Here is a 23,867-nt window from a genome sequence, read left to right as displayed (position 1 = left end):
GACGAAGAAGGCCAAGGAGTCCAACGCGGACCCGCTGTACCAGCAGGCCCGTGCCGAGTGCGGCGGGTACGACACCTGCGTCACCGACCGCACCGACAAGCTGCGCAAGCAGAACGCGAAGGCGATCGCGGAGTCGACGAAGAAGGCCAAGGAGTCCAACGCGGACCCGCTGTACCAGCAGGCCCGTGCCGAGTGCGGCGGGTACGACACCTGCGTCACCGACCGCACCGCCAAGCTCCGGGACCAGAAGAAGACAACCTCCGCCAAGGGCACCCAGCCCCACACCACGGACGTGAACAAGACCACGACCGCCAAGACCGGCCAGACGAACCAGCACAAGACCCAGAACGCGAAGGCGATCGCGGAGTCGACGAAGAAGGCGAAGAAGTCGAACGCGGATCCGCTGTACCAGCAGGCCCGTGCCGAGTGCGGCGGGTACGACACCTGCGTCACCGACCGCACCGCCAAGCTCCGGGACCAGAAGAAGACAACCACCACCACGACCACGACGCGTACCGGGCAGCACAAGCAGTCCCAGAAGAAGACGCAGACCCCGGACTACCGGGGCAAGGGCGGCGTCAAGGCCTCGGCTGCCTGAGCCTGCGAATCGACCCTGAGCCCTGGACATCCAGGTCCAGGGCCCGGGTTCGCTGCCGGTGACCAAGCGATGTCCGCCACTACGACGCCAGTCGGCGCGAGCGCCCCGGAGCAAGGCCTTGTTCCGGCGATCTGAACGACATCACGCGACAGCGGTGAGCCTCCTGACCCGCAGGGCGCCATGCTCTCTGAGAGCCTGGTTGGGTCACGGTACGGGTGCGCAGGGCGTCGGCGTCTGCTGGTAAGGGGTGGTGGGCGATGCCGGCCGTGATCGTGGACCACTTTGCTGGATGAGGGCCCCTGGCTACACTGCGGGGTCGACCATGGGGCTGAGGCAAACGGGAAGCTGGGGGAGGCTGACGTTGTCCGCTGAGGGAGAGACGTCCGGGGCTGGCCGTGGGGCGAGGATCCAGCCGCTGGAAGAGGGCGATCCGACGGACCTCGGCACGTACACGCTGCTCGGACGGCTCGCGGCGGGCGGGATGGGGCGGATCTTCCTCGCCCGGTCGCGGGGCGACGGATCGCTGGTTGCGCTCAAGACGCTTCTTGCCGAGGGGCACATCGGTGATGTGGACCGGCGGCGGTTCGCACGCGAGGTGAAGGTTGCTCGGCGCGCGGAGGGAGTGCGCACCGCCCGGGTGCTGGACGCCGATCCGGAGGCGGAGCGACCGTGGATGGCGACGGAGTACGTGCCCGCGCCGTCTGTCTCCGAACTCGTGTGCCGCGCTGGGCCGTTGACCGGGACGGCCGCTCGCTGGGTGACGCGCGGCGCGCTTGAGGCGTTGGTGGAGCTGCACCGGCAGGACATCGTGCACCGGGACGTCAAACCGCAGAATCTGCTGCTGGAGCTCTCCGGTCCGCGCCTCATCGACTTCGGAATCTCGCACGCGGCGGACCTGACGCGTACCCAGCTCACCCTGGGCACCATCGCGTTCACGTCCCCCGAACAGGCGCGCGGTGAGCCCTCCACCGCAGCGTCCGACGTGTATTCGCTCGGTGCCACCCTCTTCTATCTCGCCGTGGGGCGCTCCCCTTATCCACCCGATACCGAGATGCTGCTCCTGCTGACGTACGTGGCGGAGGCGGACACAGATCTGGCCGGGCTGCCGGAGGAACTCGCGCCGGTGGTCCGCGCCTGCCTTGCGCTGTCGCCGGAGGACCGGCCGAGCGCGGAGGAATTGCTGGAGCGGTTCGCTTTCGATCTGGCCGAGATGCCGACGGCGCCGGACGCGGGCGGATGGCTGCCGACGCCGTGGACGCGGCTGATCGAGGGTTACGCATGTCAGGGCCGCGCCCTGGCCGCCGACCCGCGTGCCGAGGCGCCGGAGGACGAGGCACGGACGCGGGTGCTGCGCGAAGAGACGCAGGACGGGACGGCGGCGACGCAGGTGCTCCGGGAGGCGCCCGATACCGAGACCGCGCACGGGGACCCGGCGCATACGGAGACCGAAGGGCCGTCCCGTACGGGAGTCGCAGCGGAGGGCGAAGGCCCCTCCCGTGCGAAAGCCGACACCCTCAGACCCGCCGACCACCCCGGCACCAGCAGAGGTGCCCGTGTCCTGGTCCGCTCAGTACAGACCGTCATGGCCTCCATCCTCCTGCTCCTCGCCGGCGGTGCCGCGTACGGCTACTACTGGTACAGCCAGGCGGACAACTTGGACGCCACCGACCGCGCCTTCGACGCCGTCGCGACCGGCGACTGCGTCACCACCGGCCTCGACCTCGAACACGGCTGGATGGACGAGGCACCCCGGACCGCCGACTGCCGCACCGCGACCAATGCGCCGTGGAGGGTGATCGCGCGGGAGAAGGGCGGGCTCGTCGAGCGGTGCATGGGCGGTGACGGGGCGATGGCGTGGACGCGACAAAGCGGCGCGGGTATGGTCAGCCTGTGTCTGGAGCGCAGGTTCACCGACGGGGAGTGCGTGCTCGGGCCTGAACCGACGGACAACGCCGTCCTCCAGGTCACGCCGATCGTCGGGGACACAGTCTTCGCCACCACCGTCGACTGCTCCGGCACGCCTCCCCGGGGGCAGGCGGTGCTGCGGGTGGTCACCTCCGTGCAGGTCGAGCGAGGCTGCCCCGAAGAGGCCGTCGTGCAGTACCGGTTCACCGAACGGGGGCGACTGCTGTGTCTGGCCCTGGCGTGACCCCGAGCCCGCTGCACCGGTCCGATCCGCCGGACCTCGGTCCGTACCGGCTGGTGGGCCGGCTCGCCGCCGGCGGTATGGGCCGCGTCTACCTCGCCGTGCACTCCGTCACGGGCGAACTGGCGGCGGTCAAGACGCTGCTGGCACAGGACGAGATTGGCGACGCCGACCGGCAGCGGTTCGCGCGGGAGGCGGCCCTGGCCCGGCGGGTGCCGGGACGGCATACGGCCCGGCTGCTGGACGCGGCCCCCGAGGCGCGGAGGCCGTGGCTGGCGACGGAGTACATACCGGCGCCCTCCCTCGGCGAACTCGTCGCCCGAGGCGGGCCCGTGGACGCCGTGACCGTCGCCTGGCTGGCCGCCGAATGCGCGACGGCTCTGACGGCGCTACACGCGGCCGGTGTGGTCCACCGCGACCTCAAACCGCAGAACATCCTGCTGCCGGCCGACGGCGTCAAGGTCATCGACTTCGGCATCTCGCACGCCACTGATCTGACCCGGACGCGGCTGACGCTGGGCACGCTCGCGTACATAGCCCCGGAGCAGGCGCGCGGCGAACCGGCGACTCCGGCGGGGGACCTGTACGCGCTCGGCGCGACGCTGTGCACCCTGGCGACCGGCCGGGCTCCCTACCCCGACATCGGCGATCCCATACGGCTGCTGGGGCTCGTCGCACGTGGCGCCGTTGACACCACAGGGGTACCGGAGCCGCTGCTCGGGCTGGTGTCAGCGTGCCTCGCGGCCGATCCGGCGGACCGGCCGTGTCCGGGGGAGCTGCGGGAGCGGGCGGAGGCGATGGGCCGGGCGGGCGCGTCCCGGATGCCGGACCGCTGGGCGGGGATCGTCCTGGCGTATCAGCAGCAGGGGCGGGAACTGGCCGAGAAACACGCGGGAGACCCGGCGCGGGGAGTCGAAGGCCCCGCATACGACGAAGGACCCGTGCACGACGCCGATGCCTTGTACGGCAAGAGCCCCACGTACGCCGAGAACCCCCTGTACACCGGAACGCCCTCCCGCCGCATCGCCGGCCTCTCCCCCCAGGGCTGGCGCGCGGCAGGAAGCTTCGCCGCGAACTGCGTGGGCCTCGGCCTGTTCCTCCTCGGCGGACTGGCTGTCCTCGCCACGGTGATCGCGATCGTGGTCGTCGTGGCCACTGATTGAGCCCGACCTCTCTACGGCGTTGGGAGGTCGGCGGTCGTTCTCCCGCCGGATGTTCACCCCGTCACGCTCGCGCACGTCGGTGTAGCGCGAGGCCGTCTTCCGCTGCAGACCCGGGTTGGCTTTGTCCCCCTCACAGCCCTCTCGGCTCTTGCCGGGCTCGCGCTGACCGCCGCCGCCCCGGACGCCGGCCCTCAAGCCTCCACCGGCCAAGCCCCGTCCCTGCGTGAACTCACTGAACCGCCTGACGCGGTCAAGGCCCGTGAGCTGCTCGCGGACCTGGCGGTGGACGACGAGGACGACGTCCCCGGCTACTCCCGGTCGAAGTTCCCGCACCGGATCAGCCAGTCCGGGAAGTGCGACACCCGCGAGGTCGTACTTCAGCGGGACGGCCAGGACGTGGTCCAGGACGACCAGTGCCGGGTCGTGTCCGGCACCTGGTACTCCGAGTACGACGGCCTCACCATCGACTCCGCCTCCCGCATCGACATCGACCACATCGTCCCCTCAAGGAAGTCTGGCGGTCGGGGGCCTCGGAGTGGACGACGTCCGAGCGGCACGCCTTCGCCAACGCCCCTGTCCGCGGCCCGGCTCGCCGCAGGGGAGGGCAGGACCTCTCCGCCCAGGCAGTCTTCCTCCGCGGCGACCCCACCACTCCGGCCGGCAAGCGGCCATTGGCTCCGACCACGGCACCGGCAGGCGTGACTTGAGCCGTTGACCCTTTGGAAGTCCACCTTGCTGGACGGTACGGAGCCTGGCGCTCGGCGGCGTAGTCGGTGCCTGGAGTATCAGCCGGTCTTGGTAGCCCTCCGGTCAGCGGCTCGCCGCAGAGCCCGCGCTGCTCAGGTCGTGGTGGATGACGCGGGCCGCTCCTTCGATGGTGTCTATGCCGTAGTCCATGGTGCGGCTGCCGGTGGAGAGGACAGCCATGCCGTAGTCGTGACCGCCGCCGGTGAAGGCGCCCACGCTGTGGACCCGCCATCCGCCGGTGGTGCGCGGCAGCCAGCCATTCTTGACGTGCACCGTTGTCGTGGCGGGTGATCCGGCGGGCACCCCCCACTTCTGGCCGGGCGTGACGCGATTCATCAGATCGAGGGCGTAGCCGCGCGACGCGGGGCCGAGCACCGCGTTCTCCGTCGTCAGTAGCTGCATCAGCCGGAGCTGGTCGCCGGCGGTGATCTGGGTGAGGCCCCAACTCTTCCCGGAGCCGGGAACGGTATGCCGCATTTGTGCAAGAGTGAGGAACCTGCTGAAGCCGGCGGCGCCGATCTGGTGCCAGAGGGCCGAGGTGGAGTCGTTGTCCGACTGGGTGATCATGGCGGTGGTCAGTTCCACCTCCCGCGGAGTCAGTTTCCGGTGTGCCTCCTCGGCCTGCCGCAGCAGTGATCCGAGCACTGAAATCTTCACCACGCTGGCGGAGTCGAAATGCGTGTTGGGCTTGAGTTCGCAGGTGGTTGCAGTGATCCGGTCGTACAGAGCCAGCGACGATGTGCCCTCTCGCCCGCCGAGAGCGCTGGCGATGTCGCGGGAAAGCTCGGAGGCCAGGCCCGGCCTCTTCGAGGTGCAGAAGACCTTCGCGTCCCCCGCCGTGGCACTGGCGGTGTCGGCCGAGGCTGGGGTTGCCATGGTCAATACGGTGAGCAGGGAGCTTGCGGTCAGGGCAGTGGCCAGAGAGCGCCGCGAGCAGGCCAATATTCGTGATCCATACATGAAGGCTGTGTCCTGTCCCGCTGTGTGTTGAAGGTCACCTTGTCGCGCGTTGTGGGGCCGGCTGAGGGTCGGCTTCCGCTGTGATTGCTGACAGTCGCTCAGCTCGGCCGGGCTCCAGCAGATTGTCGCCCTGGTATCTGTCCGGGCTGCGGAGAATCGATGAGTGGGAGTCGGGGCTCAGTCGTACCGGATCGAATTCTGAGAATTCACCCGCCAACGCCGACGATACGTGGCACGTGATCGAACATTTTGGACATATGGAGCGAAGCGGGCGAAGTGTGGGACTTGATTTCGTGTGATATTCGACAAAGTGCCCCAGAAGTGGCGCCCTCACGACCGGCAAGGTGGCAGGTCGGCTCACGCCCTGCGAGGGACGGGCGCCCGGGTACCGCTACGGGGACGCTGCGGAGACCGGAATCCTCAACGGTCATCCGGCCGGGGTGCCGCCGATTTCGGCCATCTCGCCCTCCGGCGCCGAAGTCACCACCGACCGCGAACCCCGCCCGGTGGACCGCCGGGGTGCCAGCCGGTCCCGTCCGCTCCCCGACAGGACCCAACGACATCCTGCGCTACGGGGCCGCCGGTCACATCTTCCTCGGCTGGGTCCCGCTGGTGTGAGCAGCGCGCGTCCGTGTCGGCGGTCTCCATCAGCCGTACGCTGGACGGGTGCTGCGGTGTGGTGAGGAGTCGGTGTGCTGGTCCCTCTTCGACGAGGTGGCCGGCCTCCAGGACGGCGATACGGGTGGCCAGGGCAGCCGTGGTGAGGTCGTGCGTGATCAGCACCAGGGACAGGTCGCCTCGGTCACCCACGAGTCCGGTGAGGGTGTCGAGGATGCTCTGCCGGGTGACGGTGTCGAGGCCTGAGGTGATCTCGTCGCAGATCAGCACGCGTGGCCGGGCCAGCAGGGCGCGGGCCAGCGCGGCGCGCTGGAGTTCCCCGCCGGACAGTCGGCCGGGGCGACGGTGTACGAGGTCCTCGCTCAGGCCGAGGCCGACGAGAGTGGTGAGTGCTTCGGCCAGGGCGTCTTCCTCGACCGTTCCGCGCAGCCGCAGCGCCGTTCGGGCCACCTGGTGGAGGACCGGGCGGTGTTCGTCGAACGCCGCCCTGGCGTCCTGGAAGACGTACTGGACCGCGGCGAGCTGCTCGCGCGTGCGGTCCCTGAGGCTGCGCGGAAGCTTGGTGCCGTTGAGACGGATCTCGCCGTCGTGGTTCCGGTGCAGGCCTGCCAGGCAGCGGGCGAGAGTGGTCTTTCCGCTGCCCGAGCGGCCGACGACGGCCAGGCATTTGCCGGTGCGTAGGGTGAGTCCAGGTGTGCGGAGTACTGCCGTTCGGCCGTGGTGGGCGGTGAGGGGCCCGGTCTGGAGGACCGTGTCTCCTTCGGATGCCGGTTCGATGGGTCTGGTGGTGGTTCCGGATGCCAGGAGTTCGGCTGTCCAGGGGTGCCGTGGTGCGAGCCACAGGCGCTCGGCCGGCGCGGACTCGACCACGTGCCCGTCATGCATGACCAGAACCTCGTCGGCAAGCGTGCGTACGACATCGAGGTCATGACTGAGCAGGACGACGGCGATTCCTTCTTGGGCCACGGCGGCGAGCTGGTCGACGATGCTTCGTTTTGTCAGCGCGTCCTGGCCGGTGGTCGGCTCGTCGGCCACCAGCATCCTGGCTCCGAGCAGTAGTGCCTGTGCGAGGACGACGCGCTGCTGTTGGCCGCCCGACAACTGGTGGGGGTATCGGCCCAGCATCGCCTCGGCGTCGGATATCTGGGCCAGTGACAGGGCTCGCAGGACGCGCTTGCGGATGGCGGCTCGGCGGCCTTGCCGTGGCAGGTGCCGTATCTGTGTGCGGGCGATGTCGGAAAGCAGGGCACGGATGCGGCGGGCGGGATTGAGGACGGCGCTCGGGTGCTGCGGGATGTATCCGACCAGGCCGTCGGGTACTCGTACGCTGCCGGTCACGCGTGCGCCTGCAGGGTACTCCCCGAGCAGGGCGAGGCCAGTGGTTGTCTTGCCGCTGCCGGACGCGCCTACGAGGGCGGTGATCGTGTTGGGGAGCACCCGCAGATCGACGCCGTCGACGATGGCCCGGCCGCCGACCTCCACGCGCAGGTTTTCGATCTCAGCGACCGCGTTCACGGCGTTGTCGGCCTTCACTTCCGCTTCCTCTTCTCCAGTTGGGCATCGACGAGCAGATTGGTCCCCATGGTGAGGCCGACGATGAGCAGGGCGGGCACGACCACGGCCCAGGGCTGGACATACAGGCCGGTGCGGTTGCGGTTCACCATCACAGCCCAGTCGGCCGCGTCCGGCTCGACACCGACGCCGAGAAAGGCCGCAGTGGCGACGAGGTACAGCACACCGGTCAGCCGTACGCCCGCGTCGGCGGCGAGCGTACGCGTGAGGGACCGGCCGACGTAGCCGACGGCCGTGCGCCACCACGTCTCGCCCTGCATCCGCAGCGCTTCGACCGCCGGACGCGATGCGGCCTCGGCTGCCGCTGCCCGTACGATCCGGGCCGCGTCGGGGATGTTGACGAGCGCCACCAGCATGGCGAGACCGACGGCACCGGGCGTGAAGACGGCGGAGACGAGCAGGATCATCAGCAGTGACGGCACGGCGAGCAGCACATCCAGCGGCCGCATGGCAAGCTCTTCCAGCCATGTGCGGTGGGTGAGCGCGCCGGCGAGGCCGATGGGGACCGCCACGAGGTAGGTCAGGGCGGCCGCGGCCAGCGCCACGACCACCACGGAACGTCCCCCGAGCAGGACCTGGCGCCAGACGTCCCGGCCGACGAAGTCGGTCCCGAGCCAGTGTCCGCCGCCGAGCGTGAACGAAGCGGCCCGGGGCCCGGGGCCACCCGTGAACAGCGGTCCCAGAAGGGCCAGGGCGAGGGGAAAGCCGACGACGACGGCGCCGAGTGCGAAACGGGACTTCATGCGGCCACCTCCGTTCGGGGGGCGAAGTGGCGCGTGACCAGATCGGTACCGAGGTTGAGGAGGACGGCGGTGATACCGAAGACGACGGCGAGGCCCTGGACGACCGGTACGTCCCGCTCGGCGACGGCGTTCATCAGGACGGTGCCGAGGCCGGGGATCACATACATCGCTTCCACGACGATGACGCCGCACAGCAACCAGTCGACGGTGCGGGCAAGTTGCTGGGTGGCGGGCGCAATGGCGTTGGGAAGAGCGTGTCCGTAGCGGATACGGGCGCCCGGAACGCGGTAGCGGTGGGCGTGTGCCGCGTAGGGCGAAGCCAGTGCGTCGATCATGCCGGCGCGTACGAGTCGGGCCAGGGAGCAGACGGGGCGGGAGAGCAGGACGAGCACTGGCAGCACCAGCGCGGCGGGGTGGGCCAGGAGGTCGGTGCCGTAGCCGACGGCGGTCGGCGGGAGCCACCCCAGGCGTAGTGCGAAGACAGTGACCAGCAGTATGCCGAAGGCGAACTCGGGTACGGCGTAGGCGCCGAGCGTCACCGAGCTGATCAGCCGGTCTGTGAATCGGCCCTCGTGGCGGGCGGAGAGGACACCGAGGCCGACACCGACGGGGACGAGGAGTGCGACCGTCAGGGCGGCGAGCAGCAGTGTCGGCCCTAAGCCTTCGGCGATGTACGTACTGACGGGGCGACCGGAGGCCAGGGAGGTGCCGAAGTCCCCGTGCAGCAGCCCGGCCGCCCAGTCCGCCAGGCGTTCGTGCGCGGGCCGGTCGAGGTCCATCGCCTCGCGGATGGCGGCGATGCGTTCCGGGTCGGGCTGGTCGCCGGCGAGGGCGACGGCGGCATCGCCCGGCAGCGCCTCGGTGAGAGCGAAGACGAGCAGCACGACGGCTGCCGTCTGTGCCGCACCGAGCAGGAGCCGCCGGGCGATCCAGGGCCGGAGTCCGGTCACGCGAGCCACACCTTGTCGAAGCGCGCCCAGTCGAGGGAGTTCGCCGGTGCCTTGGTCTCGACGCCACGGACGTTGCGGGCGGTGCCGAGGAGCCAGTCGGCGAAGCCCCAGACCAGGAAGCCGCCTTCGGCGTGCAGGCGGCGCTGCATGCGCTCGTGGACGGCGGCGCGGGCGGTCTTGTTCTTGGTGGACTGTGCCTGCTGGTAGAGGGCGTCGAAGTCCTTGTGCTGCCACTTGGTGGCGTTGGTGGTGGAACCTGTGAGCAGGCGCTGGGAGATGTGGGCCTCGATGGGCATGGCGCCGGAGCGGTAGGAGCAAAGGGTTCCGGATTCGAGAATGTCCTTCCAGTAGCTCTCCTTGCTGCCGGTCCTGACGGTGATGGTCACACCCGCTCGGGCGGCCTGGTCGCGGAAGATGGTGGCGGCTTCGGCGAATCCGGCGGCGACGGGCGAGGTGTCGAGGGTGACCTCGAGATTCTCGGCGCCGGCCTGCTTGAGCAGTGCCTTGGCCCGGTCGAGGTCCTGCTCCCTTTGAGGCAGACTCGCGGCGTAGTACTCGTAGCCCTTGCCGAACAGATCGTTGCCGATCTCGCCGGCGCCGGACAGGGCGCCGTCGACCAGCTCCTTGCGGTCGGCGATCAGGAAGAACGCCTCCCGTACGCGCTTGTCGTCGAAGGGAGGGCGGTCGGTCTTCATCGCGAAGGACTGCATGGCGCTGTTGCGGAGCCGGATGATCTCGATTCGGCCCTTGCCTTCGTGGGCGCGGGCGGTGGTGGGGTTGAGCTCGTGGGCGTATTCGATCTGGCCGCCGAGCAGGGCGTTGACGCGGGCGGACTCCTCGTTGGCGACGATGAACTCCAGCTCGTCCAGGAAGGGGGAGCCGTCCCAGTAGTCCTCGTTGCGCCGGAAGACCGCGGACTTGCCAGGGGCGAAGGCGACGAAGCGGAAGGGGCCGCTGCCCACCGGATCGTCGTCGAAGTCCTGCTCGCCCTCGGGCACGATGTACGCGCCGAACGCGGCGAGCACGTTGGGGAACTCGGCGGTCGGGCGCTTGAGAACGAACTCGACGGTCCGGTCGTCCAGCGAGCGGCTCGCATCGAGGTCGATGGGTTCCAGGGATGCCTTGGCACGGAACGCCTGCTTCGGATCGGTGATGCGCCGATAGCTGTACAGGACGTCCTTGGCGGTGACCGGCTTGCTGTTGTGGAAGACGGCCTTGCGCAGCGTGACCTTCCAGCGGTTCAGGCCGGCGTTCGGTTCCCACGTCACGGCCAGCCGGGGCTGGGCGGACAGGTCGGGGCCGTAGTCGGCGAGCTTGTCGAAGAGGGCTTTGGCACGGACCACGTCCGCGAAGAGGTTGGCAAGGTGCGGGTCGAGCGTCTCGCTCGCGCCGCCGCCGGCGAACGCGGCGCGCAGCCGTCCGCCACGCCGGGGCTTGTTGTCGGCCCTGGAGGTGTCGCCGGCCGGTCCGGTACCGGCGCAGCCGGTGACGGCGAGGGCGCCGAGACCGACGGCGCCTGCCGCGAGGACGCCTCGGCGGTGCAGACCGGGGAAGCGCGGGTCGTTCACGGAGGTGTCGTTCATGGAGTGTTCCTTGCTGCTGCTGTTGTTGTGCGAGCGGAAAGAAGCGGGGGTCTCAGGTGCGGGGCGCCGGGATGAGGCGGGCGACCAGATGCAGCCGATCTGCGGCGGCTGTCGCGGCGGGCAGGTCGCCCTCCTGCCACGGTGGCTCGGTGCGCGGGCCCGGCCCGTCGTACAGGGCGAGCACCTCGTAGCCGTGGGCGGCCAGGACATGGCGCAGCTCCTGGGGGAAGAGCAGGCGCCACGCGGAGTGCTGCTCGACCGGCGCGGTGCCGTCGTCGGCGGTCCACACTCGTGTACGGCGCAGCAGTTGGGCGGTCCTGTCCACGGTCAGCGTGGTGACGGAGCGGTAGGTGGTTCCCCGCCAGGTGAAACCGTTGGTGGACGGAGCGTCGAGGAGTTCCGTGCGGCCGAGGAAGAAGGCGCCGTTGCGCATTTCCGCGACTAGCAATCCGCCAGGCATCAGTGCGCGGCGGCAGGACGCCAGGAACCTGTCGAGCTGGTCGTTGGTGTGGCAGTACAGCAGGGCGCTGTCGAGGCACACGATGGCGTCGAAGGAGTGTTCTTCGAAGTCGAAGCCGTGCAGGTCCGCCCGGACGTATGCCGGACCGGGGTGTCGGACGCGGGCGTACTCCAGCATCGCGTCGGACAGGTCGGCGCCAGTGACCGTACGTCCTGCGCGGTGCAGGTGGGCGGCGTCGCGGCCGGTGCCGCAGCCGATGTCCAGGACGCGTGGGCCGGGCGGCCCGTACCGGCGCAGGCAGTCCTCGGTCCAGCGTCCGGCGAGCCGTTCGGGGTCGGGGAAGCGGGTCTCGTACAGCGCGGGGTTGTCGGTGAGCAGGTTCACAGTGGTGGCGGTCATGGGTGGCCTGCTCCTCATGCTGTCGCGGGGACGGACGGGGGGCGGGAGGGAAGGACCCGGCGGCGGTGCAGCCGGGCGACAGCGGCGGCGGAGGAGAGTCCGAAGGCCAGGCAGCACGCCCACGGCAGCCACGGCGTGTCGGTGCGCTCACCGGTGTCCATGGCCAGGCCGACGACCGTGTTGCCGACGGCGGCGGCGATGCCGGAGACCATGTAGAACAGGCCGAAGCAGGTGCCGGTGAGTTCGGCACGGCCGAAGCCGGGGACCAGTTCCATCACGAACGGCTGGGCCAGCATCACGCCCAGGTGGAGCAGCAGGGCACCGGCCAGGACGGGCAGCGCGCGCAGCGCCGCGTCGGCGAGACCGTCAGGGGTGTTGTCGTGCCCCGACATCGCCATCGGCGGTAAGAAGGACAGCCCCATCAGCACGAGTCCGGTGCTGATCCAACGCGCGCTGCTGCCCCGCTTCTTCAGCGCGGTGGTGATGCGCAACTGGAGCCAGAGGTTGGTGAGTGTGCCGATGAGGAAGACCAGCCCGGCGGCGCCTTCCCAGCCGGTGGCCCGCCGCGCCCCGTCGGGCAGCAGCAGATACAGCTGGTTCTCCAGCGTGAACATGCCGACCATGGCCAGGGCGAAGGCGAGGAAACCTCGGTTGCCGATCACCTCGCGCCAGTCGGCGACGACGGTCCTGCCGGTCGGTGCGACCTCGCGGGCCGGCAGCACCATGGCCTGGGCGACGGTGAGCAGCGCGAAGATCCCGGCCGCGGTGAGTGCGGAGACACGGAAGTCGACCAGCAGCAGTGCGCCGCCGAGCAGTGGTCCGATCAGGGCGCCGGTGGTGGCGAAGACGTTGAACAGGGCGAAGGCCTCCGCCTTGCGCTCCGCTGCTTCGAGGGCGAGATAGGCGCGCACCGCCGGATTGAAGAGGGCGCCGGCCAGGCCGCTGAGCACGGACGCGGCGAGGAGTACGGGCAGCCAGTCGCCGAGTGCGAACAGTCCGAAGCCGACGGTGCGCAGGGCGCATCCGGCGATGATGACGCCGCGTGCTCCGAGCCGGTCCGACGCCGTCCCGCCGATAAGAAACAGCCCTTGCTGGCTGAGGTTGCGCACGCCGAGCACGATGCCGACGACGGCCGCGGACATCCCCAGGTCCTCGCTCAGGTGCAGAGCGAGGTACGGGACGAGCAGGTAGAAGCCGGTGTTGACGCCGAGCTGGTTGACCAGGAGGAGCCGGATCGCGAGCGGGAAGCTGCGTATCTCGTGCCATGTCTTCATGTCATGGCCTCCTCGGTGCGGCGCTCGCGTATGCCCAGGCCCGGGTCCCGGCTCGCCCGTACGATGCCGTCGGTACCGCCGATGCCCGTCCATGGGTCGTCGGCGAGCAACAGGTGGCCGTCGAGGTCGACCCAGCGGGCGCGGTCGGCGAGGTGGACGGCGGGGGCGATGCCAAGGGTGCTGGCGGTCAGGCAGCCGAGCATCAGCTCGGTTCCGGTGCCCGCGACGAGTTCGGCGATGCGCAGGGCGGCGCTGGGGCCGCCGCACTTGGCCAGCTTGACGTTGATGCCCTGAACCCGCCCGGCGAGGCGGCGGGCGTCCTCGATGCCGACCGCGTCCTCGTCGGCGATGACGGGAAGCGGCGAGCGCTCCGCGAGCTTCGCCAGTGCCTCCGGATCGCCGGGCGCCAAGGGCTGCTCGACGGCTTCGACGCCCAGTTCCGCGAAGAGTGGGAGCAGTCGCTCGGACTCCTGGACGGTCCATGCTCCGTTGGGGTCGAGGAGCACCCGGACGTGGGGGGCGGCGGTGCGGACGGCCCGTGCACGGGCCAGGTCTTCGGCTGCGTCCGGAGCGCCGGCCTTGAGTTTGAGGACCGAGAATCCGGCGCGTACGAGGCTGGCCGCGTGTGCCTGGGCCCGCTCCGGTGCGGTGATGCCGATGGTGTGGGCGGTCGCGGCACGGGGCGGGTCACTTCGGGCGAACAGGAGTTGGTGGACCGGGACGCTTGGCGCTTGCCGACGAGGTCGAGCAATGCGGACTCCACGGCAGCGGTCACAGCCGGCGGGGCGGCGTGTCCGGCACCGGCCCGGAAGTCTTCCAGGGCGCTCTCGGGATCGGTGAACCGGGCCAGCCACTGGGATTGCGTGTGCAGCAGCCGTCCGAGGTCGTTGGCGTCGAGTCGGTAGTACACGCTGGTCACGGCCTCGCCGTGGCCCTGCTGTCCTTCGTGCTCGATGGTCAGCCACACGGCCTCGCGGGCCGCCATCGTGGAGCGGGAGATGCGCAGCGGTTCGGTGAGGCCGAGGCGTACGGTGCGCTGGCGGGCCTTCACGGGTTCTCTTCCTGGGGAGTGGCGAGCGGATCGGTGACGGTGCGGCAGCGGGCCCAGCCGGTGGCTTCCACGGCCTTGGGGTGTGGGATCTCGACAGGGCGGGTGGCGGCGGTGGCGGGGGCGATGCCGTGGGCGGTGGTGAAGTCGTCGTCGAAGACGTTGCCGAGGTAGCGGTGCGGTCCGTCGGGGAAGACGGTGGCGACGACAGTGCCGGGGTGGACGCGGGCGGCCCAGGCGGCGACGAGGGCGACGGCGCCGGTGCTCCAGCCGCCGCTGACGAAGGCACCGCGGGCCAGCCGGCGGCAGGCGTCGGCGGCCTCGGCGGGGCCGACCCAGTGGACCTCGTCGAAGGCGTCGTAGGCGACGTTGCGCGGGTGGATGCTGCTGCCGAGGCCGCGCATGAGGCGGGGCCTGGCAGGCTGGCCGAAGATGGTGGAGCCGGTGGCGTCCACGCCGATGAGCCGCATGCGGGGCCAGTGGCGTCGCAGCGGTCCGCTGATGCCGGCGCTGTGGCCGCCGGTTCCGACACTGCAGACCAGCACGTCGAGGTGATCGAGCTGGGTGGCCAGCTCAGCCGCGAGGGAGGCGTAACCCGCCGTGTTGTCCGGGTTGTTGTACTGGTCGGGCCAGTACGCGTCGGGCAGCAGGGTGAGCAGTTGGCGCAGCCGGGCGAGCCGGGCGGCCTGCCAGCCGCCCTCGGCCGCCGGGCGGTCGACGAGCTCCAGGCGTACACCGTGCGCGCAGAGCAGCTGCCGCATCGAGTGTTCCAGCTCTCTGTCGCCGACCAGCACGACCGGGTGGCCGAGGGCCTGTCCGGCGAAGGCCAGTCCGATGCCGAGAGTCCCGGAGGTGGACTCCACCACGGGTGCGCCCGGCCGCAGTTCGCCGCGTTTCCGGGCGCCCAGCAACATGGAGACGGCGGCACGGGCCTTCATACCGCCGACGCCGAGTCCTTCCAGCTTGGCCCAGAAGCCCGGCTGCGGGCAGGGCAGGTCGACGGTGACGCGGGCGAGAGGGGTGCGGCCGAGCAGGCCGAGGAGCTCCCGGTTGCCCGTGGCGCGCGCGGAGTCGAGGAGGATCGTGGTCACCGGGCTTCTCCGTAGCGGTGGATGGTCCCCAAGCCGCCGTCCAGCCAGAAGAAGGGGTACGGCTCCGCGCACACCGCGGTGACGCCGGAGCCGATCAGGCGTGGCAGGACCGCACTGCCGGTCTGCGCGAACATCACAAGGGGGGTGCCGTGGCGCTGTGCGTGCCGGCGCAGTGGCTCGAAGCTTCCGTTGCCGAGGGTCATGCCGGAGGCGAGGATCGCGTCGCAGCGCTCCAGCTCCGCCAGGAAGTTGGTGCGTACCGCTTCGCCCCATTCGGTCGTGCCGCCCTTGAGGTCGCAGGGGATGTACGCGAGACCGCGTGCCCGCAGGGCCTCCAGCAGTGAGTTCACCACCCCCACCACGAGCACGGTCGCTCCGGGGGAGGCGTCGATGAGCTCCACCACGGCCTTGGCCCTGGCCCTGGACTTCTCCAGCGACGTTCCGGCGGTCAGCAGGCAGGGTCGTGCGCCGTTCTCGGGGCCGTGCGGCAGGGCGTGCATGAGGTACGCGTCGAGGGCGGCGACCCGGACCGGGGGCAGTCCGTGTTCGACGAGGCGGGCGATGTCCGCGCCGACGCAGTCCTCGACGGCGCCGTCGGGCAGCTCGCCCGGCTCGACCGCACAGGACCCGACGACTTCGGCCAGGCGCAGGCTCAGCACTTCGTTCCGGTAGCCGGAGCCGCGTCCTTCGTGTCGTACCGCCTGTCGGGTGGTGAAGGCGAGGGCGATTCGCTGGGTACGCGGATCGGGGCCGATGCGGCCGGCCAGCACCAGCTGGACGAGGTCGTCGTACGAGGAGGCTGCGGCGCGTATGCCGGTGGGGACGGTCATCGGGTCACCAGCCGGGGACGCAGCTGCGCGAGGAGGGTTTCGACGCGTGTCAGGGCGGCGGGCCCCTGGGCGTCCCCGGCCATGACGTGGCCGAGGTACTCGTTGTTGCTGCCGGCGGCTTTGACGGCCTTGCCGGGCTCGGCCAGCTGGAGCTCCAGCAGGCCGTCGGCCGCGCGGACGGTGTCGGCGCCGTCGACGCTCTCCAGTACGCCGTCCTCGTCGGGCACCAGGAAGCCGATGGCGGCGCTGGTCAGCCCGGTGTCACGGCGGCGGAGGTCCGGCGCGCGGCCGAGGGCGACGTCAACGCAGGCGGCGGCGAGGTCGATGCCGGTCACACGACGTACGAGCTCGGTGATGCGGTTGCCGGCGGGCCGGGGGTTGACCTCGATGAGACGTGGCCCGTCGGCCGTCAGCTTGATCTCGGTGTGGGCGACGACCTGGTCGAGACCGAGGGCCTTGAGCGCCCGGCACGCGGTCTCCTCGGCGGCCTCGGTGTCCGCCGGATCCAGTGCGGCGGGGAACATGTGGCCGGTCTCGATGAACCCAGGGGCTCCGCCGACGCTCTTGTCGGTGACGCCGACGACGTGCACGGTACCGCCGTGGGACACGGTTTCGATGCTTACTTCCGGGCCATCGAGGAGTTCTTCGAGCAGCACCACGGGGTAGCGGCGCTGTCCGCGGGCGTTGACGGGGAAGGCGGCGAGCGCGCGATAGGCGTGAGCCAGGGCGGCTTCGTTGTCGACGCGGCGTACGAACATCCCAGCGCACAGGTCCACGGGCTTCAGGACCAGCGGGTAGCCGATGTCGTGGGCCGCTGCGGCGGCGTCTGCCCAGTCCGCGCACACGGCGAACCGCGGTCCCGGCAGACCGGCCTCTGCCAGGGCATGGCGGGTCGCGTCCTTGCGGCACGCGTTCCCGGCCGCCTCAGGCGTGGGACCGGGCAGCCCGAGGCGCGCTGCGACCTGAGCAGCCGTCTGGAGGTAGTAGTCGCAGGAAGTGATCACTCCGTCGAAACGCAGGACGTCGTGGGTGCGCTCGACGAAGGGCAGCACGGTGTCGGCGTCATTGGTGTCCGTGGTGAGCACGTGGCGGGAGGAGAGGAGGGGATGCGTCGCGCCCTCCGGGGCAGAGCGCAGGTAGTGGTGAAGGTCACGGGTGAGAAAGGTGAACTCGTGACCTGCCTCTCGAATGGCTCTTGGCAGCAGTCTGCCCATGGACCCGACCCAGCTTTCGACCATCAGCAGATGAGCCACAACTTCCCTTTCTCACAGCATGGTTGAGGTATGCGGTCGGAGTGATGACGCCGACCCGGGGTGCACGCGACCGACCGGGGTGACATTACTGGTAATAGTTTTCATTGTCATTAGCGTGGAGGCATTCTCTGGACGTGAGACCGCGCGCGGTGCCGATGCCACGCGGCGTCGGCCGCGGGGACACGGACTCCGGTCGCTGTGGACCGCGCCCGCCTGCCGCTGCCGCGCTGCTCTTGGCGCGTGATCTAGGTATCGCCTTGGCCGGAGTGTGTGCGCGGCCTTCGGTTCGACGCGCGGTTATCCGAGGTGCTGGAAGTGCCGTACGTCGCTTCGGATGGCTGGGCGAGTGTTCGGGAGAGGCGCTGACGTGGTGGCCAGGAGGTCCAGATCCCTCCGCCTGTCGGTCGACGAGCAGGCCAAACGCCTGATCTGCGAGAGGTCCGCAACGCGGAAGCGCGCACGAACAAGGAATCCGGGTCGCCCCGACCGCCTCGCGAAGTCCAAGCCGACCGATCATGACCTGCCGTTCTCGGTGTGGAGCCTGATGAAGCTGGCGGACTTCTTGGTCTCCGACGGGGTGGTCGACGACATCAGCCGCGAGGGCCTGCGCATCCTGCTCCGCGAGGAAGGCGTCTCCTCTCAACGCCTGAAGACGCGGCAAGCCTGACTGCAGTCTTGGAGAAGCAACATCGCCGGGGCGCTGTCACCCGCGCGTGTGATATCCCGCTGACGACCAGTTCGAGAAGATTGATCCTTTCATTCCCCTACCTCGCGAGAGGGTCATATGAACCACGCTCGTACCGTGAAGCGGCGTCTGCCCCGAGCCTCTGTCGCTCTGTCCTGCGCCTGTGCTCTCGTCGTCATGCAGGCTGCACAAGCAGAGGCGGCCAGCCGGACGGTGAACTTCAACTACAGCCACCTCTGGCTGACACCCGAATTCAAGACCGGTGGCGGCGCTGTCCACTTCACCGTCAAGAACTGCAACTATCCCAAACGGGACATGACCGTGCTGCTGCGGGCAACAGGCGGCATCAACACCGACATCGGCACCGAGACGATCAAGTGCCGTGCAGGTGCGAGGGCGACTATCGGTAAAGGCCTCAAGCCGGGGACGTTCGAACTGGAACTAGGGAAGCTCGACGACGGCAAGCGCTTCAAGGGCACGGGCACCATTTCGTTCGCCGCCCCCAAGTAGCCGCCTGTCTTCACCCCGTGCAGCCACGAACGGTTGCACGGGCCGGATACACGCCGGGTAGAGCGCACCGGGGCGGCCCCAACGGGCGACGCGCGACGGGTGTTGCAGACCGATTGACGGGTCGTGGTGCTCGTTGGCCGGGGTGATGGCCATACGCCGAACCCGAGCGGGGGTGGGAACGGACGGCGCGCGGCCTCGCACACAGTTCCGGGGGAGCAGACCATGCCTGCCTCTCATTGCCACCGTCGCCGCTAGGACGGCGCCCCCTGACAGAACCGGAGTGCCGTTTCGCCGACCGGGGCCACTGCCGCAACTGCGGGCCGCGCTGCTCACCGCGTTCGGCTTGCCCGCCACCTCGTTGACGAACCGCACGGACGCGGCCGACCGCGCGCTACTCAAGGCGTGCTCGGCGAGTTCGTGTTCGAAGGCGCGGCCGAAGTAGTTCTTGTCGCCGATCAGTGTCTGTCCGGGTCTGCTTTGAAGGAAGTCCGGTTCGGCGGCGAGGAGGTCGAGGAGGGTTTCACGTTCGTCGGCTTTGGCTCCGGTCAAGGCGAAGGCGACGGGCAGTCCCTGAAGGGTGCATATCAGGTGCAGGCGCAGTCCCCAGAAGAAGCGGCTGTGGCTGGCGCAGTAGCCGGACTGAGCCCATCCGGCGAGGTCGGAGCGTTTGACGGTCTCGCGTGAGCGGCCGCATTCCACAAGTGTGGAGTCCACGATCCATACGTCGTCGCTCCACACCGAGGTGTTGGCGGCCAGGATTCGGGTGATCCCGCGGAGCAGGCGGGCGGCCTTACGCAGCCGCTTGTTGTAGCCAGGTTGCTGGGGCAGGTAGGGGAAGAGGTGCCGCAGGTGGGCGCGGGCGTGGCGGAGCCACTTGGCCTCGGAGGTGAAGTCGAGCATGGCCTACATCATCGCGAGGGTGACCAGTTCGGCATCGCTCAGCTCAGGCGCGGTGCAATGCTGACCGGTGGTCGCCACGGTGCCAAGTCCGGATGCTCCTTCAGCAGGTCGTCGGCCGTCGCATAGAGTGCTGTCGCGAGGGTGTCCAGGTTGCTCGTCACAAAGCAATTTTGGACGCCCTCGTTCTCGTCTCCGCAGGCGCCCCTTGGGATTGATCACCTACATTGGGCAGCATGTCCGCGAGTCTGTTGCCACAACATCGAATCCTCGACGCTGAACAGGCCGAAAGGAGGTTCGCGGTGTCGGCCGACGTCGGGTATCCGTACCGGGATTTCGCTCGCGATCAGGAGATTCGCCTGTACGCCACCGGTCTGACCGTTGACGGCGATCTTGTCTCACAACCACCCGGTGACTGGAATCCCTGCAACGTGATCGTGGCGGGGGACCTGACAGTCGGTGGGGACCTGTCGTGGTCGTCCCACGGTGGCGGCTGCTTTCTGCTGGTGACTGGAGACCTGCGGGCACGTAACATCTTCGTCGCCGGAGAGCCGAACGTGGTGGTGCGCGGTGACCTGACCGCGTCGAACGGAGTCTTTGGTCACGACAACTACGGCATCCTTGTCGTCTGCGGACGCACCACCGCCCGCATAGTCATCAACACCTCGGGCTTCAACATGGTGTTCGCCGAAGATCCCCAGGCGTTCGTCATGGGTCATCCGAACCGCCAGAACTTCGCGAGCGATATCGACGACGAGCTGGAGCTCGAAGACGTCTTGGCCACCGACCTTCTCGACCACGGCGGCGCCAACTTCGCAGCGATCCGTGCGGCGCTGGTGGCCGGACGGTCGATCCTGCGGCCAGGCATTTCAGCAGTCTTCTAGCCGCCGGTTGCACCGCAGAGAGCTCTTGGCGGTGCGTCAGTCGGCAGAAGGCGTGACGAGTCGTCGAGCTCGTTCCTACTGCTCGCTCGTGGTGCCGAAGGACGCCTGGGCAGCGTTGTTCTGTGCGAGGGTCTCGTGCTGGCTGGTCCAGCGGATTTCGCCGTCGATGACCGGATTACCGCCCGACACCGGTTCCAGGCCGTTGGCCTACTGTTCAGAGCCGCTGCCGTGGCCGAGCGCCACCTTGCCGGCCACCCCGCAGCACACCGATCCCGATAGCGAGACCCCGGCTCGCAGCGCGGTCCAGCACGTTCCAGATCTGCTGGCCCGCTGGTCGGCCGAATGTCCTGCGGCTCGCCTCGCGCTCGCCGGCATCGTCGTCGTCTGCCCGACAGGCCGCACCCTGCCCGCCCTGACACCGCGCCTGCGGCGCATGCCGTGGCCGTGGGCGAACTCGTTGACCGTGCCCTCTACTCCTGAGCGGACCGCGTAGCGGGTCTTCCACTCGGGCGTTTGTTGCTCGGTTCGGACGCGGAGGTGAGGGTCGCGGAGCTCGCGTGGAGGAAACCCGACGTTGCGGGCGCCTTCGCGGGAGGTGGTGCACTGGGCGCGGGCCGGGCAGGGGTGGCACTGGCCCTTGGTGAACCGTGCCACGATCAGCGGGGCCGCGGTGGGTGAGGAGGTCGGGCAGGGGCCGTGCCAGCCCCGACTGACCTGGCCCTGGGGGCAGGTGACCTGTCGGCGGTCGTAGTCGATGTGGAAGTCGTCCCGGCCGAAGCCTTCATTCTGGCGGTGCTGGTGGGTGGGGTTGCCCGGCAGCGGTCCGGTGACGGTGACCTGATGTTGTCGGGCGGCCTGGTCCAGGTGGACCAGGGAGGTGTAGCCGCTGTCGACCAGGTGCTCGGCGGGTAGCAGGCCGCGGCGGTGCAGGCGGGTGTGGATGCCGGGCAGGACCTTGCTGTCGTGTGGGTGGCCGCGGTGGTGGCCACGTCCGTGATCACTTTGGGGCCGTCCGGAGCACACGTCTCCGTCAGGTGAGCGGAGAACCCCTTCCAGCTGATGATGTGTCCGTGACGAGCGTAGCGGGCCGAAATGTCGTAGGGGGAGACGATCGCCCGGGACGAGGGCGGCAGCCCGGGCCCGCCTTCCGCCTCGGCACTCCGCCAGCGCAGGTGTCCTGCGGCGTCGCGGTGGTAGTTCTGCACCATGATCTGGCGCAGCGCCTGGATACGGGGGCTGAACGCGCGGTCTGCTCCGTGCTGGTAGAGGTGTTCCAGGAGCCGGACGGCATCGTTTCCGGTGGCGAGGATCCTGGTCTTGGGCTTGGTGGGGTTCTTGCCCAGGCGGACCGGTCGGCCGTAGCGGCGTCCCCATTGCTCGTCGACCAGCTCGTCCAGAAGGTGAGGGGCGGTGCCGGCGACTTCTTCCAGTACGGCGCGTACCGCTTCGGTGATCGGCTCCAGGCGGGTCAGGTCGCGCACCGCGGCCAGGACATGGGTGGAGTCGGTGCGCTGTGTGGTGAGCTCCCGCACCAGGCCGTACTCCTTGAGGCGGGCCAGCGCGAGGTCGAGGAGGCGGTCAGCACGGTCGCCTTCGGCCAGACGGTCGCGGAAGTCGGCCAGCACGCTGTGGTGGAAGCCGGGGTCGTCCAGCTCCATGGCCATCGCGTACTTGAAGTCGATGCGGCAGCGGACCGCCTCGGCAGCCTGCCGGTCCGACAGGCCGAGCAGAAACTGCAGCACACAGACGGTGCCCAGTTGAGCGGGCGAGAGACCCGGACGCCCGTCACGTGGGTACCAGTCAGCGAAGTCCTCGTCGCACCACAGCCCATCCAGCCGATCACGCACCCATATCGCGGTCGTGCCGTTCGGATTGCTCCCCGCGCGACCTGCGCAGTCAGAGGCGGGACTTGCTCACCGGAACGGGGGCGGAGGGACAACGGGCACCTCGACAGCTGCATCGGTCATCGGAACTACCCGAGCATGCCCGTTGACCAGGCTGCCGCACCCGAAAATCCAAGATCCCCGACAGAGTCAAGTGAGGCCAGGCGCTGGGTTCGAGCATTTACGAGGACCACGTGGTGTCGTTCATGGGTGTTCTTCCGCGCAGGGTCGGTGGGAGTAGCGCTGAGCGGTGGAGTAGATGCTGTGCTGGCCGGCGACGAGGTCGGTGCGGGCTTCGTCGCGGTCGAGGCGGATCTGTCTCTCCATGACGAGCACCATCTCGTGCCAGCGCTGCGGGCCGGGCAGCGCTTCGTAAGCTCCGTCGGAGGCGAGTGACTTGCCCGGCTGCCCACGATGCTCAGGTGTTCAGGTGCGCCAGGAGGGCAGGGTGGTCGGCGAGGGCGCTCTGGAGCAGCTGCCGGGCGAAGGGCGCGTACTGGCCGCTGTCGGCAGTTGTCCGGTCGATGGGGCCGAAGGGCGGCTCGGGGTCATACTCGATGAACAGCTGCACCATGCGCGCCACCTCGCTGCTGGCGAGGCGGCCGACCAAGTGCAGTGCCAGGTCGATGCCGGCCGAGACCCCGGCGGCGGTAATGAAGTGCCCGTCTTCGACCCAGCGCTGGGTGACCGGCGTTGCCCCGAAGCGGGGGAGCAGGTCGCGGTACATCCAGTGCGTGGTGGCCTGGCGGCCCTTCAGGAGCCCTGCCGCCGCGAGCAGCAGCGAGCCGGTGCACACCGAGCCGACGATCTGGGACCGCGCCGCGGTCTCGCGCAGGTTCCGCAGCAGGCTCTCGTCTGCCAGCGCGGCCAGGGTTGGGACGAGGCCGCCGGGCACGATCACTGCGTACGGATCCGCTATTTCCTGGAAGGTGTGGCTGGGCACCAGGGACAGCGGGGTGTCGCTCGGCATCGGCTCGATCCGCTCGCCGACCACGATCGTGCGGTAGCCGGGAACAAGATCACCCAACGCTGCGAAGACCTGCAGCGGGCCGACGATGTCCAGTGGGGTGAGCCCCGGGTACAGCACGAAGGCGATGGTCTTCACCGGGTCCGCGGACAGCTCGGGCGAGGTTTCGGTCATGACGGGACTCCTGAAGTCGTTGGGTGGCTGATGGCCTGGCGGCGGGCTGCTGCCCAGACAACCCTCACCCACCGCCTCCACGGCAGATCCTCCGGACTACATGTCCGGAATCCTGGGATACCTGTCTCCTGGACGGGTTCGGTAGTGTCGTAGGCATGACGACAGCTGTCCGCCACCGCGTGGTGGTCGTGGCCTACGACGATGCGGAACTCGTGGAGATCGCCTGCGTGACCACAGCCTTCGACGGAGCGAACCGCCTCGGTGCGAGTCCGCCCTACGACGTCCGACTGGTAACCCCGCAGGGCCGCCCGGTGCGCTGCTCCTCAGAGGGCGTTTGATCTAGGCAAATTGCCCTTTCTGCCCTAGTAGGTTCCTCGCCAGGTGGGGGTGGTCTCGTCCGTTATGCGCTTGGCGAGGTTGTCGATCGAGGCG

Annotated in this window: 20 protein-coding genes and 3 pseudogenes; 7 read left to right on the top strand and 16 right to left on the bottom strand. The window is 69.4% G+C overall.

All coding sequences use genetic code 11. From position 1 onward, the window contains the following. From ACIRJP_RS38925 to ACIRJP_RS38915, 3 genes are all read left to right on the top strand, one after another. The coding region (locus ACIRJP_RS38925; protein WP_404185294.1) for a hypothetical protein at nt 1-598 on the top strand (598 nt) is incomplete at its 5' end. Nucleotides 599-959: 361 nt separating this feature from the next. Then, nucleotides 960-2,747 (top strand): serine/threonine protein kinase, encoded by a 1,788-nt coding sequence (locus tag ACIRJP_RS38920; protein ID WP_404185291.1) that lies wholly within the window; start codon nt 960-962, stop codon nt 2,745-2,747. Next, nucleotides 2,744-3,907 carry a serine/threonine-protein kinase gene (locus tag ACIRJP_RS38915; RefSeq protein ID WP_404185288.1) on the top strand — a complete coding sequence of 388 codons (1,164 nt, stop codon included), beginning with the start codon at nt 2,744-2,746 and terminating at the stop codon, nt 3,905-3,907. Before ACIRJP_RS38920 ends, ACIRJP_RS38915 begins: the two co-directional genes overlap by 4 nt. An 810-nt stretch (nt 3,908-4,717) precedes the next feature. Here the strand turns inward: ACIRJP_RS38915 and ACIRJP_RS38910 are convergent. The 11 genes and pseudogenes from ACIRJP_RS38910 to ACIRJP_RS38860 form a co-directional block, all read right to left on the bottom strand. Continuing rightward, a complete protein-coding gene (locus ACIRJP_RS38910) occupies nt 4,718-5,530 on the bottom strand; it encodes a serine hydrolase (protein WP_404185285.1) in 813 nt (270 codons plus the stop codon). A 564-nt stretch (nt 5,531-6,094) separates the two neighbouring features. Next, on the bottom strand, nt 6,095-7,765 hold the full coding sequence (locus ACIRJP_RS38905; protein ID WP_404185282.1) for an ABC transporter ATP-binding protein: 1,671 nt from the start codon (nt 7,763-7,765) through the stop codon (nt 6,095-6,097). Beyond that, on the bottom strand, nt 7,762-8,547 hold the full coding sequence (locus tag ACIRJP_RS38900) for an ABC transporter permease (protein WP_404185279.1): 786 nt from the start codon (nt 8,545-8,547) through the stop codon (nt 7,762-7,764). The genes ACIRJP_RS38905 and ACIRJP_RS38900 overlap by 4 nt, the downstream gene beginning before the upstream one ends. Further along, on the bottom strand, nt 8,544-9,497 hold the full coding sequence (locus ACIRJP_RS38895; protein WP_404185276.1) for an ABC transporter permease: 954 nt from the start codon (nt 9,495-9,497) through the stop codon (nt 8,544-8,546). The genes ACIRJP_RS38900 and ACIRJP_RS38895 overlap by 4 nt, the downstream gene beginning before the upstream one ends. Continuing rightward, complete coding sequence (locus tag ACIRJP_RS38890) at nt 9,494-11,080, bottom strand: ABC transporter substrate-binding protein (RefSeq protein ID WP_404185273.1); 1,587 nt, start codon at nt 11,078-11,080, stop codon at nt 9,494-9,496. The genes ACIRJP_RS38895 and ACIRJP_RS38890 overlap by 4 nt, the downstream gene beginning before the upstream one ends. A 52-nt stretch (nt 11,081-11,132) precedes the next feature. Beyond that, nucleotides 11,133-11,939, bottom strand: coding sequence for a class I SAM-dependent methyltransferase (locus ACIRJP_RS38885; protein WP_404185270.1), 807 nt, complete (start codon nt 11,937-11,939; stop codon nt 11,133-11,135). 14 nt (nt 11,940-11,953) lie between these two features. Beyond that, entirely contained in the window at nt 11,954-13,213 is a 1,260-nt protein-coding gene (locus tag ACIRJP_RS38880) for an MFS transporter (protein ID WP_404185267.1), read from the bottom strand. After that, nucleotides 13,210-14,264: pseudogene (locus tag ACIRJP_RS38875) on the bottom strand (enolase C-terminal domain-like protein). The gene ACIRJP_RS38880 and the pseudogene ACIRJP_RS38875 overlap by 4 nt, the downstream one beginning before the upstream one ends. Further along, the gene (locus ACIRJP_RS38870) at nt 14,261-15,352 is read right to left on the bottom strand and encodes a PLP-dependent cysteine synthase family protein (protein ID WP_404185264.1); all 1,092 of its coding nucleotides are present in this window, start codon (nt 15,350-15,352) and stop codon (nt 14,261-14,263) included. Before ACIRJP_RS38870 ends, ACIRJP_RS38875 begins: the two are co-directional and overlap by 4 nt. Further along, complete coding sequence (locus tag ACIRJP_RS38865) at nt 15,349-16,182, bottom strand: Rossmann-like domain-containing protein (RefSeq protein ID WP_404185261.1); 834 nt, start codon at nt 16,180-16,182, stop codon at nt 15,349-15,351. Before ACIRJP_RS38865 ends, ACIRJP_RS38870 begins: the two co-directional genes overlap by 4 nt. After that, nucleotides 16,179-17,435 (bottom strand): ATP-grasp domain-containing protein, encoded by a 1,257-nt coding sequence (locus ACIRJP_RS38860; RefSeq protein WP_404185259.1) that lies wholly within the window; start codon nt 17,433-17,435, stop codon nt 16,179-16,181. Before ACIRJP_RS38860 ends, ACIRJP_RS38865 begins: the two co-directional genes overlap by 4 nt. 487 nt (nt 17,436-17,922) lie before the next feature. Here ACIRJP_RS38860 and ACIRJP_RS38855 point away from each other — a divergent pair. Next, a pseudogene (locus ACIRJP_RS38855) lies at nt 17,923-18,090 on the top strand (IS630 family transposase); the annotation flags it as partial. Between the two features lie 147 nt (nt 18,091-18,237). Then, a complete protein-coding gene (locus tag ACIRJP_RS38850; RefSeq protein WP_404185256.1) occupies nt 18,238-18,630 on the top strand; it encodes a hypothetical protein in 393 nt (130 codons plus the stop codon). A 378-nt stretch (nt 18,631-19,008) separates the two neighbouring features. Here the strand turns inward: ACIRJP_RS38850 and ACIRJP_RS38845 are convergent. Continuing rightward, a pseudogene (locus tag ACIRJP_RS38845) lies at nt 19,009-19,691 on the bottom strand (transposase); the annotation flags it as partial. Nucleotides 19,692-19,763: 72 nt separating this feature from the next. Here ACIRJP_RS38845 and ACIRJP_RS38840 point away from each other — a divergent pair. Next, entirely contained in the window at nt 19,764-20,411 is a 648-nt protein-coding gene (locus ACIRJP_RS38840; RefSeq protein WP_404185253.1) for a hypothetical protein, read from the top strand. A 207-nt stretch (nt 20,412-20,618) separates the two neighbouring features. On the opposite strand, the gene ACIRJP_RS38835 is transcribed toward ACIRJP_RS38840, so the two are convergent. The 4 genes from ACIRJP_RS38835 to ACIRJP_RS38820 all read right to left on the bottom strand — a co-directional run bounded on the left by ACIRJP_RS38835 (nt 20,619) and on the right by ACIRJP_RS38820 (nt 23,435). Then, nucleotides 20,619-21,167: a transposase gene (locus tag ACIRJP_RS38835; protein ID WP_404185301.1), complete on the bottom strand. Its 549-nt coding sequence runs from the start codon at nt 21,165-21,167 to the stop codon at nt 20,619-20,621. Further along, nucleotides 21,068-22,153 (bottom strand): transposase, encoded by a 1,086-nt coding sequence (locus ACIRJP_RS38830; RefSeq protein ID WP_404185250.1) that lies wholly within the window; start codon nt 22,151-22,153, stop codon nt 21,068-21,070. The genes ACIRJP_RS38835 and ACIRJP_RS38830 overlap by 100 nt, the downstream gene beginning before the upstream one ends. A 345-nt stretch (nt 22,154-22,498) precedes the next feature. Beyond that, nucleotides 22,499-22,621: a hypothetical protein gene (locus tag ACIRJP_RS38825; RefSeq protein WP_404185247.1), complete on the bottom strand. Its 123-nt coding sequence runs from the start codon at nt 22,619-22,621 to the stop codon at nt 22,499-22,501. Between the two features lie 91 nt (nt 22,622-22,712). After that, entirely contained in the window at nt 22,713-23,435 is a 723-nt protein-coding gene (locus tag ACIRJP_RS38820; RefSeq protein ID WP_404185244.1) for a DJ-1/PfpI family protein, read from the bottom strand. Nucleotides 23,436-23,590: 155 nt separating this feature from the next. Here ACIRJP_RS38820 and ACIRJP_RS38815 point away from each other — a divergent pair, with 155 nt between their 5' ends. Further along, nucleotides 23,591-23,773, top strand: coding sequence for a hypothetical protein (locus ACIRJP_RS38815; protein ID WP_404185241.1), 183 nt, complete (start codon nt 23,591-23,593; stop codon nt 23,771-23,773). Nucleotides 23,774-23,867: the final 94 nt, after the last annotated feature.

This window comes from Streptomyces sp. NPDC102437 (genome assembly GCF_044765565.1).
Taxonomy (GTDB): Bacteria; Actinomycetota; Actinomycetes; order Streptomycetales; family Streptomycetaceae; genus Streptomyces.
The sequence above is the reverse complement of the archived record's forward strand: the minus strand, read 5'-3'. Positions and strand labels throughout refer to the sequence as shown.

Bases quoted from the DNA above. Each gene is read 5' to 3' on its own strand.
- ACIRJP_RS38840 (WP_404185253.1), top strand. From the start codon at position 19,764: ATGTCCGCGAGTCTGTTGCCACAACATCGAATCCTCGACGCTGAACAG.
- ACIRJP_RS38885 (WP_404185270.1), bottom strand. From the start codon at position 11,939: ATGACCGCCACCACTGTGAACCTGCTCACCGACAACCCCGCGCTGTAC.
- ACIRJP_RS38900 (WP_404185279.1), bottom strand. From the start codon at position 8,547: ATGAAGTCCCGTTTCGCACTCGGCGCCGTCGTCGTCGGCTTTCCCCTC.
- ACIRJP_RS38890 (WP_404185273.1), bottom strand. From the start codon at position 11,080: ATGAACGACACCTCCGTGAACGACCCGCGCTTCCCCGGTCTGCACCGC.
- ACIRJP_RS38880 (WP_404185267.1), bottom strand. From the start codon at position 13,213: ATGAAGACATGGCACGAGATACGCAGCTTCCCGCTCGCGATCCGGCTC.
- ACIRJP_RS38865 (WP_404185261.1), bottom strand. From the start codon at position 16,182: ATGACCGTCCCCACCGGCATACGCGCCGCAGCCTCCTCGTACGACGAC.
- ACIRJP_RS38815 (WP_404185241.1), top strand. From the start codon at position 23,591: ATGACGACAGCTGTCCGCCACCGCGTGGTGGTCGTGGCCTACGACGAT.
- ACIRJP_RS38820 (WP_404185244.1), bottom strand. From the start codon at position 23,435: ATGACCGAAACCTCGCCCGAGCTGTCCGCGGACCCGGTGAAGACCATC.
- ACIRJP_RS38825 (WP_404185247.1), bottom strand. From the start codon at position 22,621: ATGGAGAGACAGATCCGCCTCGACCGCGACGAAGCCCGCACCGACCTC.
- ACIRJP_RS38910 (WP_404185285.1), bottom strand. From the start codon at position 5,530: ATGGCAACCCCAGCCTCGGCCGACACCGCCAGTGCCACGGCGGGGGAC.